13 protein-coding genes are annotated in these 15,679 nt (G+C 72.9%); 9 read left to right on the top strand and 4 right to left on the bottom strand.

Translation table 11 applies throughout. From position 1 onward, the window contains the following. Positions 1-382 precede the first annotated feature (382 nt). The 6 genes from pdhA to AOK09_RS07970 all read left to right on the top strand — a co-directional run bounded on the left by pdhA (position 383) and on the right by AOK09_RS07970 (position 7,846). The gene (gene pdhA / locus AOK09_RS07945) at positions 383-1,729 is read left to right on the top strand and encodes a pyruvate dehydrogenase (acetyl-transferring) E1 component subunit alpha (protein WP_407675367.1); all 1,347 of its coding nucleotides are present in this window, start codon (positions 383-385) and stop codon (positions 1,727-1,729) included. A gap of 1 nt (position 1,730) precedes the next feature. Then, entirely contained in the window at positions 1,731-2,711 is a 981-nt protein-coding gene (locus AOK09_RS07950; protein ID WP_055586412.1) for an alpha-ketoacid dehydrogenase subunit beta, read from the top strand. Between the two features lie 9 nt (positions 2,712-2,720). Next, positions 2,721-4,172, top strand: a complete 1,452-nt coding sequence (locus AOK09_RS07955; RefSeq protein ID WP_055586432.1) for a dihydrolipoamide acetyltransferase family protein — start codon at positions 2,721-2,723, stop codon at positions 4,170-4,172. A 185-nt stretch (positions 4,173-4,357) separates the two neighbouring features. After that, on the top strand, positions 4,358-5,599 hold the full coding sequence (locus AOK09_RS07960) for a M64 family metallopeptidase (protein ID WP_055586413.1): 1,242 nt from the start codon (positions 4,358-4,360) through the stop codon (positions 5,597-5,599). A gap of 124 nt (positions 5,600-5,723) precedes the next feature. After that, entirely contained in the window at positions 5,724-6,365 is a 642-nt protein-coding gene (locus AOK09_RS07965; protein WP_055586414.1) for a GntR family transcriptional regulator, read from the top strand. Between the two features lie 35 nt (positions 6,366-6,400). Beyond that, positions 6,401-7,846 (top strand): MFS transporter, encoded by a 1,446-nt coding sequence (locus AOK09_RS07970; protein WP_245687173.1) that lies wholly within the window; start codon positions 6,401-6,403, stop codon positions 7,844-7,846. 49 nt (positions 7,847-7,895) lie between these two features. Here AOK09_RS07970 and AOK09_RS07975 read toward each other — a convergent pair whose 3' ends face one another. Beyond that, positions 7,896-8,723 (bottom strand): maleylpyruvate isomerase family mycothiol-dependent enzyme, encoded by an 828-nt coding sequence (locus AOK09_RS07975; RefSeq protein WP_055586415.1) that lies wholly within the window; start codon positions 8,721-8,723, stop codon positions 7,896-7,898. 163 nt (positions 8,724-8,886) lie between these two features. Between AOK09_RS07975 and AOK09_RS07980 the strand changes: the two genes are divergently transcribed. Beyond that, positions 8,887-9,684, top strand: a complete 798-nt coding sequence (locus tag AOK09_RS07980) for a carbon-nitrogen family hydrolase (RefSeq protein WP_055586416.1) — start codon at positions 8,887-8,889, stop codon at positions 9,682-9,684. Positions 9,685-9,908: 224 nt separating this feature from the next. Then, complete coding sequence (locus tag AOK09_RS07985) at positions 9,909-11,291, top strand: S53 family peptidase (RefSeq protein ID WP_055586417.1); 1,383 nt, start codon at positions 9,909-9,911, stop codon at positions 11,289-11,291. Positions 11,292-11,345: 54 nt separating this feature from the next. On the opposite strand, the gene AOK09_RS07990 is transcribed toward AOK09_RS07985, so the two are convergent. Then, positions 11,346-11,861: an LURP-one-related/scramblase family protein gene (locus AOK09_RS07990; protein WP_055586418.1), complete on the bottom strand. Its 516-nt coding sequence runs from the start codon at positions 11,859-11,861 to the stop codon at positions 11,346-11,348. Between the two features lie 113 nt (positions 11,862-11,974). On the opposite strand from AOK09_RS07990, the gene AOK09_RS07995 reads away from it, so the two are divergent. After that, on the top strand, positions 11,975-13,852 hold the full coding sequence (locus AOK09_RS07995; RefSeq protein ID WP_055586419.1) for an NHL domain-containing thioredoxin family protein: 1,878 nt from the start codon (positions 11,975-11,977) through the stop codon (positions 13,850-13,852). A 7-nt stretch (positions 13,853-13,859) separates the two neighbouring features. Here the strand turns inward: AOK09_RS07995 and AOK09_RS08000 are convergent, their stop codons facing one another. Beyond that, complete coding sequence (locus AOK09_RS08000) at positions 13,860-14,096, bottom strand: DUF6458 family protein (protein ID WP_055586420.1); 237 nt, start codon at positions 14,094-14,096, stop codon at positions 13,860-13,862. A gap of 199 nt (positions 14,097-14,295) precedes the next feature. Next, positions 14,296-15,594, bottom strand: coding sequence for a M18 family aminopeptidase (locus AOK09_RS08005; RefSeq protein WP_055586421.1), 1,299 nt, complete (start codon positions 15,592-15,594; stop codon positions 14,296-14,298). Positions 15,595-15,679: the final 85 nt, after the last annotated feature.

Here is a 15,679-nt window from a genome sequence, read left to right on the forward strand (position 1 = left end):
ATGCGGGGCGTACGGCTGCGGCGGTCAATGTGCTGACCGTTGATCACGTGACCGATGGTACTGCTGGGACGGGTGTGGCGAAATCAACTGATGCGACGTCAGTGTCTTTGCGGTACAGGGCGTACCGGATGGTAGCCAGGTCGGGGACGGTTGTGGCATGTCCACTTCGTCCGACTGTATACGGCTTTCCCGCCCCCGCCGCCGGGCGCCCCGCGTTGCCCCCTTTGGCTCCGAAGTTCCTCCTCGGAGGCCCTTACGCCGAGCCGGTGGCTCCGGATAGCGTGCGCAGGTGCACCGACGGGAAACCTGACCTCAGGCCCCGAGGCTCCACCGCCGACGGAACAACTAGGACGTCCAAGCTCAAGCGCACTTCATGCTTCTGCTGGGTAACGTTCTCTGCGGGTCGTCCCCGGGAGCACAGAAAGACCGCCGCCCGCTTCGCACACCCCGCGCACACCCCGCGCGGAGACCGCGAGGAGGACCGCCGAAGGAGGCGGCCGAACGGGAGGATGTCGGACCGGTTGCCGGCGACCCCGGGGGCCGGACAGACCGAGGAGTGAACGTGACCGTCGACAGCACGGCGGGAGTGCCCAAGAAGGCCTCCGGCACCCGCAGGAAGCGGGGGCCCTCCCGCTCCGGCAGCATCGTGTCGCCGCCGGAGCCCGAGCTCGTCCAGCTGCTGACCCCCGAGGGTGAGCGGATCGAGCATCCGGACTTCTCCCTGGAGACCACCCCGGACGAGCTGCGCGCGCTCTACCGCGACCTCGTCCTCGTCCGCCGCTTCGACGCCGAGGCCACCGCCCTGCAGCGCCAGGGCGAGCTGGGCCTGTGGGCGTCACTGCTCGGCCAGGAGGCCGCCCAGGTCGGCTCGGGACGCGCCATGCGGCCGGGCGACTACGCCTTCCCCACCTACCGTGAGCACGGTGTCGCCTGGGTCAAGGGCGTGGACCCGCTCAACCTGCTGGGCATGTTCCGCGGGGTGAACCACGGCGGCTGGGACCCCAACGAGAAGAACTTCCACCTCTACACCATCGTCATCGGCTCCCAGACGCTGCACGCGACCGGCTACGCCATGGGCATCACCAAGGACGGCGCCGACGACGCGGTGATCGCCTACTTCGGCGACGGCGCCTCCAGCCAGGGCGACGTCAACGAGGCCTTCACCTTCGCCTCGGTCTACAACGCCCCGGTGGTCTTCTTCTGCCAGAACAACCAGTGGGCGATCTCCGAGCCCACCGAGAAGCAGAGCCGGGTGCCGATCTACCGGCGCGCCTCCGGCTTCGGCTTCCCCGGCATCCGGGTGGACGGCAACGACGTGCTGGCCTGCCTGGCGGTCACCCGCTGGGCCCTGGACCACGCCCGCAGCGGCAACGGCCCGGTGCTGGTGGAGGCCTTCACCTACCGCATGGGTGCCCACACCACCTCCGACGACCCCACCCGCTACCGGCTCACCGAGGAGCTGGAGGCCTGGAAGCTCAAGGACCCCATCGAGCGGCTGAAGGCGCACCTCACCCGGCAGGGCTGGGCCGACCAGGAGTTCCTGGACGCGGTGGAGGCGGAGAGCGAGCAGCTGGCACGGCGGGTCCGCGAGGGCGTCCGCACCATGCCGGACCCGTCGCCCTCGGCGATCTTCGAGCACGTCTATGCCGACGGCCACGCACTGGTCGACGAGGAGCGGGCGCAGTACGAGGCGTACGGGGCCTCCTTCGAGGGCGGGGAGGGCCGCTGACATGAGCAGTTTCACGATGGTCAAGGCGCTGAACGAGGCGCTGCGCAAGGAGCTGGAGGCCTCCCCCAAGACGCTGGTCATGGGTGAGGACGTGGGCCGCCTCGGCGGTGTCTTCCGGGTCACCGACGGTCTGCAGAAGGACTTCGGCGAGGACCGGGTGATCGACACCCCGCTGGCCGAGTCCGGCATCGTGGGCACCGCGATCGGCCTGGCGCTGCGCGGCTACCGCCCCGTGGTGGAGATCCAGTTCGACGGTTTCGTCTACCCGGCGTTCGACCAGATCGTCACCCAGCTGGCCAAGATGCACGCCCGCGCGCTGGGCCACATCAAGCTGCCCGTCACGGTGCGCATCCCCTACGCGGGCGGCATCGGCGCGGTGGAGCACCACAGCGAGTCGCACGAGGCGTACTTCGCCCACACCGCCGGCCTCAAGGTGGTCACCCCCTCCAACCCGGTGGACGCCCACTGGATGCTGCGCCAGTCGATCGCCTGCGACGACCCGGTGATCTTCCTGGAGCCCAAGCGCCGCTACTGGGACAAGGCGGAGCTGGACCCCAACGCCGCCGGGGCGCCCTCACGGCTGCACGAGGCCCGGGTGGTGCGCGAGGGCCGGGACGCGACGCTGATCGCGTACGGCCCCATGGTGCGCGTCTGCCTGGACGCCGCCGCGGCCGCCGAGGAGGACGGCCGCAGCCTGGAGGTCGTGGACCTGCGCTCGCTCTCCCCCGTCGACTTCGACACCCTGGCCGCCTCGGTGCAGCGCACCGGCCGCGCCGTGGTGGTGCACGAGGCGCCGGTCTTCCTCGGCATGGGCGCCGAGCTGGCCGCGCGGATCACCGAGCGCTGCTTCTACTCCCTGGAGGCCCCGGTGCTGCGGGTCGGCGGCTACCACGCGCCGTACCCGCCGTCGCGGGTGGAGGACACCTTCCTGCCGGACCTGGACCGGGTGCTGGACGCCGTCGACCGGGCCATGGCCTTCTGAGGGGGGATGATGACCACCACCGATGTGCAGCAGGTCCGCGAGTTCCGGATGCCGGACGTGGGCGAGGGCCTGACCGAGGCCGAGATCCTCAAGTGGTACGTACAGCCCGGCGACAGCGTCACCGACGGCCAGGTCGTCTGCGAGGTCGAGACGGCCAAGGCAGCCGTGGAGCTGCCGATCCCCTACGACGGCGTGGTCGATCGGATCTTCTTCACCGAGGGCACCACCGTCGACGTGGGCACCCCGATCATCGCGGTCGCCCTCGGCGGAGCAGCGGCCCCGGCCGCCGTTCCCCCGGCGCAGGCCCCGGCGGCGGACGAGCCGCCGCCGGCCGCTCCGACGCAGCCGGAGGCCGAGCCGGAGCCGGAGCGCCGGGAGGTGCTGGTCGGTTACGGGCCGCGTACCGCCGCCGCCCGCCGCCGGCCGCGCAAGCCCGTGGCCGCTCCGGTGGCGGCTGCCGCCGCCGTGCCCGCGCCGGCCGTCCCCGCCGCCGCGCCGGTCGTACCCGCGCCGGCCGCGCCCGCCCCCGCGGTGGAGCAGGGAGCGCGTCCGCTGGCCAAGCCGCCGGTGCGCAAGCTGGCGAAGGACCTCGGTGTGGATCTGCGGGCGGTGACCCCGTCCGGCCCGGGCGGCACCATCACCCGGGAGGACATCCACGCCGCCGTCGCGGTCCCGCTCGCGGCGCCCTCCGCGCCCGCGGAGCCGGTCGCGGCGCCCGCCCCGGAGACGGTGGCGCCGCTGCCCGTCGCCGCGGCGGCCGAGGACCGCCGGGTCCCGGTCAAGGGCGTGCGCCGGGCCACCGCGCAGGCGATGGTGGCCTCGGCCTTCACCGCCCCGCATGTCACCGAGTTCGTCCAGGTCGACGTGACCCGGACGATGCGGCTGGTACGGGAGCTGAAGGAGTCCGGCGACCTCGGCCAGGGCGTCCGGGTCTCCCCGCTGCTGCTGGTCGCCAAGGCGCTGCTGACCGCGATCCGCCGCCACCCCGAGGTCAACGCGGCCTGGGACGAGCCCAACCAGGAGATCGTCTACAAGGGCCGGGTGAACCTGGGGATCGCGGCGGCCACCCCGCGCGGCCTGATCGTGCCCAACATCAAGGACGCCGGCGCCAAGACCCTCCCGGAGCTGGCGGTCGCGCTGCAGTCGCTGGTGGAGACGGCCCGCGAGGGCCGCACCGCCCCCGCGGACATGCAGGGCGGCACGGTGACCATCACCAATGTCGGCGTCTTCGGCGTGGACACCGGTACCCCGATCCTCAACCCCGGCGAGGCTGCCATCCTCGCCTTCGGGCAGGTCCGGGAGCTGCCGTGGGTCCACAAGGGCAAGGTCGTCCCCCGCCAGATCACCACCCTGGCGCTCTCCTTCGACCACCGCCTGGTCGACGGCGAGCTGGGCTCCCGGGTCCTCGCCGACACCGCGGCGGTACTGGAGCGCCCCAAGCGCCTCATCACCTGGGGCTGACAGCACCGGCCGGTCCCTCTCGGGCCCCCGCCGCTCCTCCGGGAGCGGCGGGGGCCCGTCCGTGTCCGGGGGAGCGGCCCGAGCGGGCTGGTCTCTTCCGGTGAGCTTGTCGCACCGGGCGACGCCGGGGCGGCCCGCCCGGGTACGTCTTCGCAGGTCCAGCACCCGGCAGCGAGGACCCGCCCATGTCCGGCACCGCAGCTCGTCCCCGCCGCGCCGGTGCGGCACTGGCCCTGTCCGCAGCGCTGGCGATGCCGCTGCTCTGCACCGCTTCGGGCCCGCCGGCATCCCCCGGAGGGGCGCGCTGGTCGATGTCGGCGGAGGCGGACCTGGGCGGCCTGGTCCCGCCGCCGGTCCGGGGCAGCGGCCTCGATCCCCGCGCGGGGTCCCTCCCGGCCGTGGACATAAGACGGAGCGGTGACCCCCGGAACCGGATCACCCTGGTGCTGCTCGGCGACGGCTTCACCGTACGGCAGCTGGGGCTCTTCCGGGCGGAGGCCGACCGGGCCTGGCGGGCGCTGATGCAGATCGAGCCGTTCCGCACCTACCAGCACTTCTTCAACATAAGGCGGGTCGAGATCGCCTCCCGGGCGCCGGGCATCAACGAGCAGCGTTCGCCGCTGCGTCTGGTGCCCACACCGCTGGGGATGCACTTCTGGTGCGACGGCACCGCCCGTCTGCTCTGCGTGGACGAGCAGGCCGCGGTGCGCCTGGCCGGGCCGGTGCACGGTCCGCACTATGTGATCGCGATCGCCAACTCCGCCCGCTACGGGGGAGCCGGGGGCGCGGGGGTGACCACCCTGGCGGGCGGCAACCCGGACGCCGGACGGATCCTCCAGCACGAGATGGGCCACACCCTGGGGGAGCTGGGCGACGAGTACGACAGCGCCCCCGCCGACGCGGACTACCCCAACCTCTCCACCGACGACGCGCAGGTGATGCTGCGCGGCCGCACCAAGTGGTGGCGCTGGCTGGGCGCCCCGGCGCCGGGCGGCGGTGTGGTGGGTGCGTACCGCGGTGCCAACGGGCTCTACCGGCCCACCCTGGACTCGGTGATGCGGACCCTCGGAGGCGTCTACAACCCGCCCTCGGAGGAGGCCGTCATCAAGGCCCTGTACCGGCAGATCGACCCGCTGGACGCGGTGGGTCCCGCGCCCGGTCCGGTGGTGGGACACCACCGGCTGTGGGTGCGGCCGATCCCGCTGGCAGACGGTGGACGGTTGCAGGTGGTGTGGCGGGTGGACGGCCGGGCGGTGCGCCCCCCTTCCGGCGACGGCACCTGGCTGGACCCCGCGGACCTCCGGCTGCCCCGCGGGCGGGCGGCGACCGTCACCGCGACCGTGCGGGACACCACGGACCGGGTGCGCGACGAGCAGTTCCGCAACCGCTGGATGACCCGCACCGTGCGGTGGACTCTGCGGGGCTGACCGCTCGGGGGCCGGCGGCCCGGCATCGCGCTGTGCGCCGGGTGGTGACGGCGTGTGGGCCGCGACCGGCACGCAGCCACCCGGACACCTTGCCCCCAGCTGTTGCATCTATGATGGATGCATCATGTCCAAGCAGCCCGCGGCCGACCGCGTCTACGGCTATGTCAAGCAGTCGGTGCTCGACCGCACCTTCGACGGGGGCACCCTGCTGGTGGAGGGGGAGATCGCCGAGGCGGTGGGCGTCTCCCGCACCCCCGTCCGCGAGGCCCTGCTGCGGCTGGAGGCCGAGGGGCTGCTGAAGCTCTACCCCAAGAAGGGCGCCCTGGTGCTGCCGGTGTCGGCACAGGAGATCGCCGACGTGGTGGAGACCCGGCAGCTGGTGGAGCAGCACGCCGTCCGCAAGGTGCTGCCCGCCTCGCCCGACCTGCTGGAGCGCCTGGCCGAACTGCTCGCGGAGCAGCGGTCCCTGGTGGAGGCGGGCGACCTGCAGCAGGCGTCAGCGGTGGACCGCGCCTTCCACCACGCGATCGTCGCCGCCGCCGGCAACCGCATCCTCGAGCACCTCTACGACCAGCTGCGCGACCGCCAGTTGCGGATGGGCGTGGAGGTGATGAAGGTCCGCCCGGAGCGGGTGCGGCTGAACCTCTCCGACCACGCCGCGATCCTGCAGGCGCTGCGCGAGGGCGACGCCGGCACCGCCGAGCAGCTGGTGGGCCGGCACGTCCGGAGGCTGGGCGTCCTGCTGGGCGCCGGCCCCGCCGACTGACTTCCCGCAGGACCCCCGAGAAGGAGCTGACCACCGTGAGCGCGAGCATGCCCGGCCAGGCCGAGGCGGCCGCATCGCCGGAACCCGACCCCCTCCGGCCGCCGTCCCGACGCACCCCGACCCTCGCGGCCCAGCCGCCGGGCGGCGGCGCCGCCTGGCTGGCCTGGGGGATCGGCTCCTGCGTCTACGCCCTGGCGGTGGTCCACCGCACCAGCCTGGGAGTGGCCGGTCTGGACGCCGCCCAGCGCTTCGGGGTGGGGGCGTCGGCGCTCTCCTCCTTCTCCATCCTCCAGGTGCTGGTCTACGCGGCCATGCAGATACCGGTGGGGCTGCTGGTGGACCGGCTCGGCCCGCGCCGGGTGCTCACCTTCGGCGTGGTGCTGCTGACCCTGGGACAGCTGGGCTTCGCCCAGAGCACCGCCTTCGCCCCGGCGCTGATCTGCCGGGCGGTACTGGGCTGCGGCGACGCCATGACCTTCATCAGCGTGCTGCGGCTTGCCGCCCGCTGGTTCCCGGCCCGCCGCAATCCGCTGATCGCGCAGATCACCGGTCTGGTGGGGCTCAGCGGCAACCTGGTGTCCACCGCCGTGCTCTCCCAGGTGCTGCACAGCCGCGGCTGGACGGCGACCTTCACCGCCACCGCACTGCTGGGCGTCGCCGTCCTGGCCCTGGTGGTGACCCTCCTCCGGGACACCCCCGAACACGCCCACCCCGTGCGCGGACTGCGCGGCCGGGCCCGCGGCGCCGCCGATCCGCTCGCCCGGCGCACCCCCCGGGCAGGGGTCCCGATGCTGCCGCAGATCCGGGCCGCCTGGCGGGAGCCCGGCACCAGGCTGGGCATGTGGGTGCACTTCACCACCCAGTTCCCCGGCAACGCCTTCGGCCTGCTGTGGGGCATGCCGTACCTGGTGGAGGGGCAGCAGCTCTCCCGCTCCAGCGCCGCCGGGCTGCTGACCCTGCTGGTGGTCAGCACCATGGCATGCGGACTGCTCTTCGGGCAGCTGGTCTCCCGCCGCCCCGGCGTCCGTACGCCCATCGTGCTCACCGTGGTGCTGGGCACCGCGGCGCTCTGGGGCGTGGTGCTCGCCTGGCCGGGCGGCCGGCCGCCGATGTGGCTGCTGGCCGTCCTGATCGTCTGGATGGGCAGCAACGGGTCGGCGTCCCTCGTGGGCTTCGACTACGCCCGCCCGGCCAACCCGCCGGAGCGGCTGGGCACCGCCTCCGGCATCGTCAACGTCGGCGGATTCGTGGCCACCGCGATCACCCTGCTGGGCATCGGGGTGCTGCTGGACGCGGCGAGCACCGGCGGCGTCCACACCGCGGAGTCCTACCGCTGGGCGTTCTGCTGGCTCTATGCGCCGATGGTGCTGGGGCTGGCGATGATCGCACGGCTGAGGCCCGCGGCGGCGCGCCGGGAGGCCGAGCGTGCGGCCGGACTCCCGCCGGTGACCACGCACATCCCGGCGGGTCGCCGCAGCTGACCGCCGGCCGCTGCCGCTGAACGGCGGCCGCCGCAACCGGCGGCCGCCGTCAGGGCGTGACCGAGAAGTTCTCCAGGATCCGGCGGGCCAGCTGCTCGTCGCCCTCGACCTTCACCGGGGCGGTCTCCGGGCGGATCCGGCCGCAGGCCAGCCGCGCATAGGTCTCCCAGTCGGTGGTCAGCTGCGCCGCGGGGGCGAGCGGCACCACCTCGTCCACCGTGCCCCGGCCGTTGTCGTCCACCCGCACCGTGCGGATGAACTCCACCGCGCCGTGCACATCCACCACAACGGTGCTGCCGGCTGGCGCCCCCGCCTGCTTGGCCACGACCTTGGGCAGCGACTGGATCAGCAGGTCACGGGTGACCAGCGCCCCGGGGGAGCCCAGGTGGCCCGGCTGCCCCAGTGCCCGCCGCAGGTCCTGCTCGTGCACCCAGACGTCGAACGCCCGCCGCCGCAGCACCTCGTGGTACGGCATCTGACGGGCGAACGGGCCGGCCGGCCAGCGCACCTCGTCCTCCGGCTGGTGCTTGGCGTTGCGCAGCGCACGGGTACGGCGGATGACGGTGTACTCCAGCTCCGCGGTCATCTCCGGCGCGGTGTGGCAGCGCCGCTTGTCCACCGGGACCTCGCAGTACCGGCTGAACTCGCTGGTCACATGGCGCAGATCACGGGGGAGGGTGTGGATGGGCCGGGGGTCGCCGAGCAGCTCCAGCTCGATGGCGATGACATGCGAGACGACGTCCCGCACCGACCAGCCGGGGCATTCGGTGGCGTGGTTCCACTGCCCTTCGGGCAGCGGGGCCACGAGTTCGGAGATCGACTCGATGGAGTGGGTCCATGCGTCGATGTACGCCTGGACGGTCTGATTGTCGGCCACGTGTCTCTTCGACCCCTCGATCGCTCCGGTGCATCTGCGCGGCGGGCCCGGCGCCGGCTTCACTCACGGGCACATGCGCTATCGGCACGTTACGCTTCCCGGTGTCACCGGGTCAGTGCTTTCGAGTGATGATCGTAGGACTCTTGGAGTGGACGGTGGTACTGTGCGTGCTTCCCTGATCCAGCTCGCCATCTCCGACACCGAATCCCCCGACGAGCGGCGCGCCCGCGTCTCGGCCCTGGTGAGCGCGCGTAGCGGGGACGATCTGGTGCTGCTCCCCGAACTCTGGCCGCTGGGCGGCTTCTCCTACGACCAGTGGGCGTCGGGCGCGGAGCCGCTGGACGGCCCCACCGCCGAGGCCATGTCCGCCGCCGCCCGCGCCGCCGGGGTCTGGCTGCACGCGGGCTCCATCGTGGAACGCGACCCCGACGGCCCGATGTACAACACCTCGCTGCTCTTCGCACCCTCCGGAGAGCTCTGCCACACCTATCGCAAGATCCACCGCTTCGGCTTCGACAGCGGCGAGGCCGTCGCCATGGGCGCCGGGCAGGAGATCGTCACCGCCCCCACCGAACACGGCACCCTGGGGCTGGCCACCTGCTACGACCTGCGCTTCCCGGAACTGTTCCGGGCACTGCTGGACGCCGGAGCGGAGATCCTCACCGTCCCGGCGGCCTGGCCCCGGCGGCGGGCCGCGCACTGGACCCTGCTGGCCCGCGCCCGGGCCGTGGAGGAACAGGCGTTCGTCCTGGCCTGCAACACCGCCGGCACCCACGGCGGAGTGCCGCAGGCCGGCCGCAGCCTGGTGGTCGACCCCTGGGGCGAGGTGCTGGCCGAGGCCGGTACCGGCGAGGAGATCCTCACCGTGGAGTTCGACCTGGCAACCGTCGCCAAGGCCCGCGCCGACTTCCCGGTGCTGCGCGACCGCCTGCTCGGCATCCCCGCGCCGGTACGCCGCTGACACCCCGGGGCGGCGGGCGGCCCCGCCCGACGGCTCACCCGTCCGGGTGAGCCGTCGTGGCACCCGTGCCCCCGCAGGCCAGGGGCGCACTCCACATACGGGCTGATGTTCGAGTTGCGAGCGCAGGGCGGCGTCAACACTATGAGTCAACGCTCTCTCATGGGATCTGATCGCCTCAGACCAGCCGACAAGGATGCGGATCGCGTCCCTGCCAAAGGAGCACCATGGGCCACCAGCCTGCTCGCCGCGCCACCGGGGCGCTCACCGCCCTCGCCGCGGCCACCGCCGCCGTCCTCGCCGCCACCGGGACCGGAGACGCCTCCGTTGCGGCCGGCACCGGGACCCCGGCCGCCGCCGGGACCACCTTCGTCCGCCCCGCCTCGTCAGGACACAACCTGGTCCAGGCGGCCGACTCGCCGACATCGACCTCCAACTGCCTGAAGACGTACCGCATCCGGTGCTACTCGCCGCAGCAGTACCGCAAGGCCTACAACCTCGACCCCCTCTACCGCGCCGGCATCACCGGCAAGGGCCGGACCATCGTCATCATCGACTCCTTCGGCTCCCCCACCGTCCAGCACGACCTGGACGTCTTCTCCAGGACCTTCGGCCTGCCCAGCACCACCGTGCAGATCGTCAGATGGGGCAACGTGCCCAAGTTCGACCCCTCCAACACCGACCACGTCGGCTGGGCGGGCGAGACCAACCTCGATGTGCAGTACGCCCACGCCATCGCACCCGGCGCCAAGATCGTGCTGGTGGAGACCGCGGTCGCGGAGACCGAGGGGCTCACCGGCCTCCCCGAGATGATGAGCGCCGAGTACGACCTGATCAAGAGGGGCGTCGGCGACGTCATATCGCAGAGTTTCGGCGCGACCGAGAACACCTTCCCCGGCTTCGCCAAGGGCGACCACTCGGCTCTGCTCAAACTCCGCTACGCCTTCAAGGCGGCCGCCGCGAAGAACGTCACCGTGCTCGGCGCGTCCGGGGACGCCGGCGCCACCGACTACAAGCTCGACGGCACCACGCTCTTCAAGCACCGGGTGAACTCCTGGCCGTCCACCGACCCCCTGGTCACCTCCGTCGGCGGCACCCAGCTCACCCTGGACGACACCGGCAAGCGGCTCGGCATCGACACGGTGTGGAACGACGGCTACGGCGCCTCCGGCGGCGGGGTCTCCGGCATCTTCGACCGGCCGGCCTTCCAGCGGGGCGTCTCCAAGATCGTCGGCAGCCACCGCGGTACGCCGGACATCAGCCTCACGGCCTCGGTCAACGGCGGAGCCTGGGTCTACTCCTCCTACGCCCCCGCCACCAAGGGCTGGGGCATCACCGGCGGCACCAGTGAGGCCACCCCGCTCTTCGCCGGGGTCGTGGCCCTCGCCGCCCAGCAGGCCAACCACCGCCTCGGCCGGATCAACGACACCCTCTACGCGATGGGCCGGAGCGACCCGAGCCGCAGCGGCCTGGTCGACGTGGTCACCGGCAACAACACCTTCGCCGGAGTGAAGGGCTTCACCGCCCGCAAGGGGTACGACCTGGCCAGCGGTCTGGGCACCATCGACGGCACCGCCTTTGTGAAGGCGCTCGCCCGCGGCGCCCACTGAACACAGGCGCCGCCCCGCCCCGCACCCGCCCCGGGTGCGGGGCGGCACCGCGACTCAGCCGTCCTCGCGCTCCTCGCGCTCGTCCTCGTGCTCAGCGGCCGAGAGCCGGTCCACGCAGACCGCCACCGACAGCAGCAGCGCCGCATCGGCCCCGTCGGCCACGTCCACCGCGTAGGTGTCGCGGATCCGGAACCACTTGCGGGAGATCCGGGCGAGCCGGCCGCCGTCCGCCTCGATGTCGTACTCCTTGTCGAGGAAGTCGCCGTGGATCTCCCACTCGCCGCCGTCCGCGAGCTCCGCCAGATAGCTGTCACGGAACGGCGTGAAGAGCTTCTTCTTCACCGTGGCCACGGTCTCGCCGTGCGCGTCCTCGATCTTCATCGAGTCCCGCGGTGACAGCACCTTCTTCCTGATCACCGCGACCACCTCGCCCGCGGCGTCCTTCAGCTCGAAGGTCTCCCGCAGCCGCAGCGCCTTGCCGTCCACCAGGAAGGCCTTCTCGCCGCTGTCGGTCTCCACCCAGAAGTCGTCGCCGATCCCGAAGATCCGCTCCCGCACCAGGTACTTCATCCGCGTTCTCCTCCACGTCTCGGGCCTGCCACCAGCTTGGACGCCTTCCCCCGGGGACCCGGTTCGACCCGCCCGGGGAATGCGGGCCGGGGCGGATCGGGTTGGATGGTGCCATGGCTTCTCGTGCACGTGTACGCGCCCCCGAGCTGGTCGGCGCAGGCGGCTGGCTGAACACCGGCGGCAAGGACCTCTCCCTGGCGGACCTCCGCGGCAAGATCGTCATTGCCGACTTCTGGACCTTCTGCTGCATCAACTGCCTGCATGTCCTCGACGAGCTGCGGGAGCTGGAGGAGAAGCACCGCGACACCGTGGTGATCGTCGGCGTGCACTCCCCCAAGTTCGTCCACGAGGCCGACCACCAGGCCGTGCTGGACGCGGTCGCCCGCTACGAGGTGCACCATCCGGTGCTGGACGACCCCGAGCTCGTCACCTGGAAGCAGTACGCGGTGCGGGCCTGGCCCACCCTGGTGGTGATCGACCCCGAGGGGTACGTGGTCGCCCAGCACGCCGGTGAGGGCCATGCGCACGCCATCGAGAAGCTGGTGGAGGAGCTGGAGGCCGAGCACGCCGCCAAGGGCACCCTGCGGCGCGGCGACGGCCCGTACGTACCGCCGGAGCCGGTGGCGGGCGACCTGAAGTTCCCCGGCAAGGCGGTGGTGCTGGAGGGCGGCGGCTTCCTGGTGGCCGACTCCGGGCACCACTCGCTGCTGGAGCTGGCCGAGGACGGCGAGACGGTGGTCCGCCGGATCGGTGACGGAGTGCGCGGGCTGCAGGACGGGCCCGCTGGGCAGGCCCGCTTCAGCGAGCCCCAGGGGCTGGCGCTGCTGCCGCCCGCGGTCGCCGCCGCACTGGGGGTCGACCTGGTGGTCGCGGACACCGTCAACCACGCCCTGCGCGGGGTGCGGCTCTCCGACGGGCGGGTGACCACCCTGGCCGGTACCGGCCGGCAGTGGTGGCAGGGCGCCCCCACCGAGGGCCCCGCACGGGAGGTCGCGCTCTCCTCGCCGTGGGACGTCGCCTGGTTCGCGGACCGGCTGTGGATCGCCATGGCCGGGGTGCACCAGCTCTGGGCGTACGACCCGGCGGCCGGCACCGTCGAGGTCGCGGCCGGCACCACCAACGAGGGTCTGGTGGACGGCCCGGCGAAGGAGGCGTGGTTCGCCCAGCCGTCCGGTCTGGCCGTCTCCGCCGACGGCGGCCGGCTCTGGGTGGCCGACTCGGAGACCTCCGCACTGCGCTGGGTGGACGCCGCCGATCTGACGGTGCACACCGCCGTGGGCACCGGGCTCTTCGACTTCGGGCACCGCGACGGCGACGCCGGGCAGGCGCTGCTGCAGCACCCGCTGGGTGTCACCGTGCTGCCGGACGGGTCGGTCGCGGTGAGCGACACCTACAACCATGCGCTGCGCCGCTTCGCACCGGCCGCCGAGGAAGGCACGGCGGGCGCGGCCGGCGAGGTCTCCACCCTGGCCACCGATCTGCGGGAGCCCTCGGGTGCGGTGCTGAGCGGGAGCGACATCGTGGTGGTGGAGTCGGCCCGGCACCGGCTGACCCGGCTGAGGCTGCCAGAGGAGGCGGTACGGGTCGAGGGCACCGCGCACCGTACCCAGCGACCGGCCACCGAGGTGGCGTCCGGCCCGTTCCGGATCGATGTGGTCTTCTCCGCTCCGGCGGGCCAGAAGCTGGACGAGCGCTACGGCCCCTCCACCCGGCTGCTGGTGAGCTCCACGCCGCCGGAACTGCTGCTCTCCGGGGCGGGCGCGGACAGCGCGCTCTCCCGGGAGGTGGTGCTGGCGCCGGACGGCCCCACCGAGGGCGTGCTGCACGTCTCGGCGATGGCTGCGTCCTGCGACGACGATCCGGCGGTGGAGTACCCGGCCTGCCATGTCCACCAGCAGGACTGGGGCGTACCGGTCCGGCTGGTGCCGGGCGGGGCGGCCCGGCTGCCGCTGGTGCTGGCCGGAATGGACGAGGAGGGTGCGGCCGGCTGAGCCGGGGTCAGAGCCGCGGGTCCTCGTAGTAGTGGTGGCGCTCCTCGACCACCTCGTCGGCGCCGGGGACGACACCGCGACGGGGTCGCCGCAGCACACTGCTGAAGGTCACCAGGCCGAGCAGTCCGACGACCATCAGGATCACTCCGACCACGTCGAGGTTGACGCCGTTCACGTGCCAGTCGGTCGCGAAGGCGAGGATGGCGCCGAGGGCTATCAGGATCACGCATCCGCCGAGGCCCATGGTGGCTTCCCTCCAGGGGAGTTGAGTGGCCGGCCGCCGCCGGTCCGGCCGGGTGGGGGCCGGCCCGGCGGCGGCCGGTGCTGCCTGCTGGCAGCGTTCCTGCAAGGGGCGGCTACCCGGTCGCGGCGGGCCCATGCCGGATACGACAGGGGCGGGACGCGGGCCACGGCCCGCGTCCCGCCCCTGTTCCGACGCTGCGTCAGCTCTCCAGGAACCCCTTCAGTGCCGAGGCCAGCAGGAACGGGTCGTCCGCGCCGCACAGTTCGCGTGCGGAGTGCATGGAGAGTGCGGCGACCCCGCAGTCCACGGTGGTGATGCCCAGCCGGGCGGCGGTGATGGGGCCGATGGTGGTGCCGCAGGGCATGGCGTTGTTGGAGACGAAGTTCTGCCAGGGCACTCCGGCGCGCTCGCAGGCGGCGGTGAAGACCGCGCGGCCGATCGCGTCGGTGGCGTAGCGCTGGTTGACGTTGGTCTTGAGGATCGGGCCGCCGTTGGGCACCGGGTGGTGGCCCGGCTCGTGGCGCTCGCTGTAGTTGGGGTGCACGGCGTGGCCCATGTCGGAGGAGAGGCAGATGGTGCCGGCCAGTGCCCGGGCGCGGTCCTCGGCTGATCCGCCGCGGCTGAGGACCGAGCGCTCCAGGACGTTGCCCAGCAGCGGTCCCTGGGCGCCGGTGTCGGACTCGCTGCCGGTCTCCTCGTGGTCGAAGGCGGCCAGCACCGGGATGCAGGGCCCGCCCCCGGCCGCGGCCACGGCGCCGAGCGCGGCGGTGCCGGCGTGCACCGAGAGCAGGTTGTCCAGCCGGGCGGAGGCCAGCAGTTCGCGGTCGCGGCCGAGATAGGACGGCGGCTGGATGTCATGGACCATCAGGTCCCAGCCGATGATGTCGGAGACGGCGACTCCGGCGTGGCCGGCCACATGGGCGATCAGTGCGCCCTCCTCGACCGGTCCGATGCCCCAGACGGGGGTGAGGTGCCGCTGGCGGTCCAGCTTGAGGCCGTCGTTGACCTGGCGGTCCAGGTGGATGGCGAGCTGCGGTACCCGCAGCAGCGGCTCGTCGAGGTGGACCAGCGCGGTCGACCCGTCGCGCAGTGCCAGTCGTCCGGAGATGCCGAGGTCGCGGTCGAGCCAGGTGTTGAGCGGCACTCCGCCGTAGATCTCGACGGCGATCTGCCGCCACCCCTCGGAGCCGGTGTCGGGCCTGGGCTTGACCCGCAGGGTGGGTGAGTCGGTGTGGGCGCCGACGATGCGGAAGGGGGTCTGCGGTCCGGCGCCCTCGGGCACGTACCAGGCGATCAGGGCGCCGCCGCGCACCACGTACCGGCCTCCCGTCCGCCCGTCCCACGCCTCGGTCTCGGCGACCTGCCGGAAGCCCGCCTTCTCCAGTCGCTCGGTGGCCGAGGCCACCGCGTGGTACGGGGAAGGGCTGGCGGCGAGGTAGCTGATCAGGTCGTCGGTGTGGGCACGGTCGAAGAAGACCGTGGGGGCGGCGGTCGGCATGGTGCTCCTGGGGATGAGGGTCGAGGGCCGGGCATACGGCATGGTGCTGCCGTTGTCCACGGCCCGAGCATAGGCGTCGCTACCC

It is taken from the genome of Peterkaempfera griseoplana, assembly GCF_001418575.1.
In the GTDB taxonomy this organism is placed as follows: domain Bacteria; phylum Actinomycetota; class Actinomycetes; order Streptomycetales; family Streptomycetaceae; genus Peterkaempfera; species Peterkaempfera griseoplana.

Coding starts and splice junctions, on each gene's coding strand:
- AOK09_RS07950 (WP_055586412.1), top strand. CDS start 1,731: ATGAGCAGTTTCACGATGGTCAAGGCGCTGAACGAGGCGCTGCGCAAG.
- AOK09_RS07995 (WP_055586419.1), top strand. CDS start 11,975: ATGGCTTCTCGTGCACGTGTACGCGCCCCCGAGCTGGTCGGCGCAGGC.
- AOK09_RS08000 (WP_055586420.1), bottom strand. CDS start 14,096: ATGGGCCTCGGCGGATGCGTGATCCTGATAGCCCTCGGCGCCATCCTC.
- AOK09_RS07990 (WP_055586418.1), bottom strand. CDS start 11,861: ATGAAGTACCTGGTGCGGGAGCGGATCTTCGGGATCGGCGACGACTTC.
- AOK09_RS07985 (WP_055586417.1), top strand. CDS start 9,909: ATGGGCCACCAGCCTGCTCGCCGCGCCACCGGGGCGCTCACCGCCCTC.
- AOK09_RS07955 (WP_055586432.1), top strand. CDS start 2,721: ATGACCACCACCGATGTGCAGCAGGTCCGCGAGTTCCGGATGCCGGAC.
- AOK09_RS07965 (WP_055586414.1), top strand. CDS start 5,724: ATGTCCAAGCAGCCCGCGGCCGACCGCGTCTACGGCTATGTCAAGCAG.
- AOK09_RS08005 (WP_055586421.1), bottom strand. CDS start 15,594: ATGCCGACCGCCGCCCCCACGGTCTTCTTCGACCGTGCCCACACCGAC.
- AOK09_RS07960 (WP_055586413.1), top strand. CDS start 4,358: ATGTCCGGCACCGCAGCTCGTCCCCGCCGCGCCGGTGCGGCACTGGCC.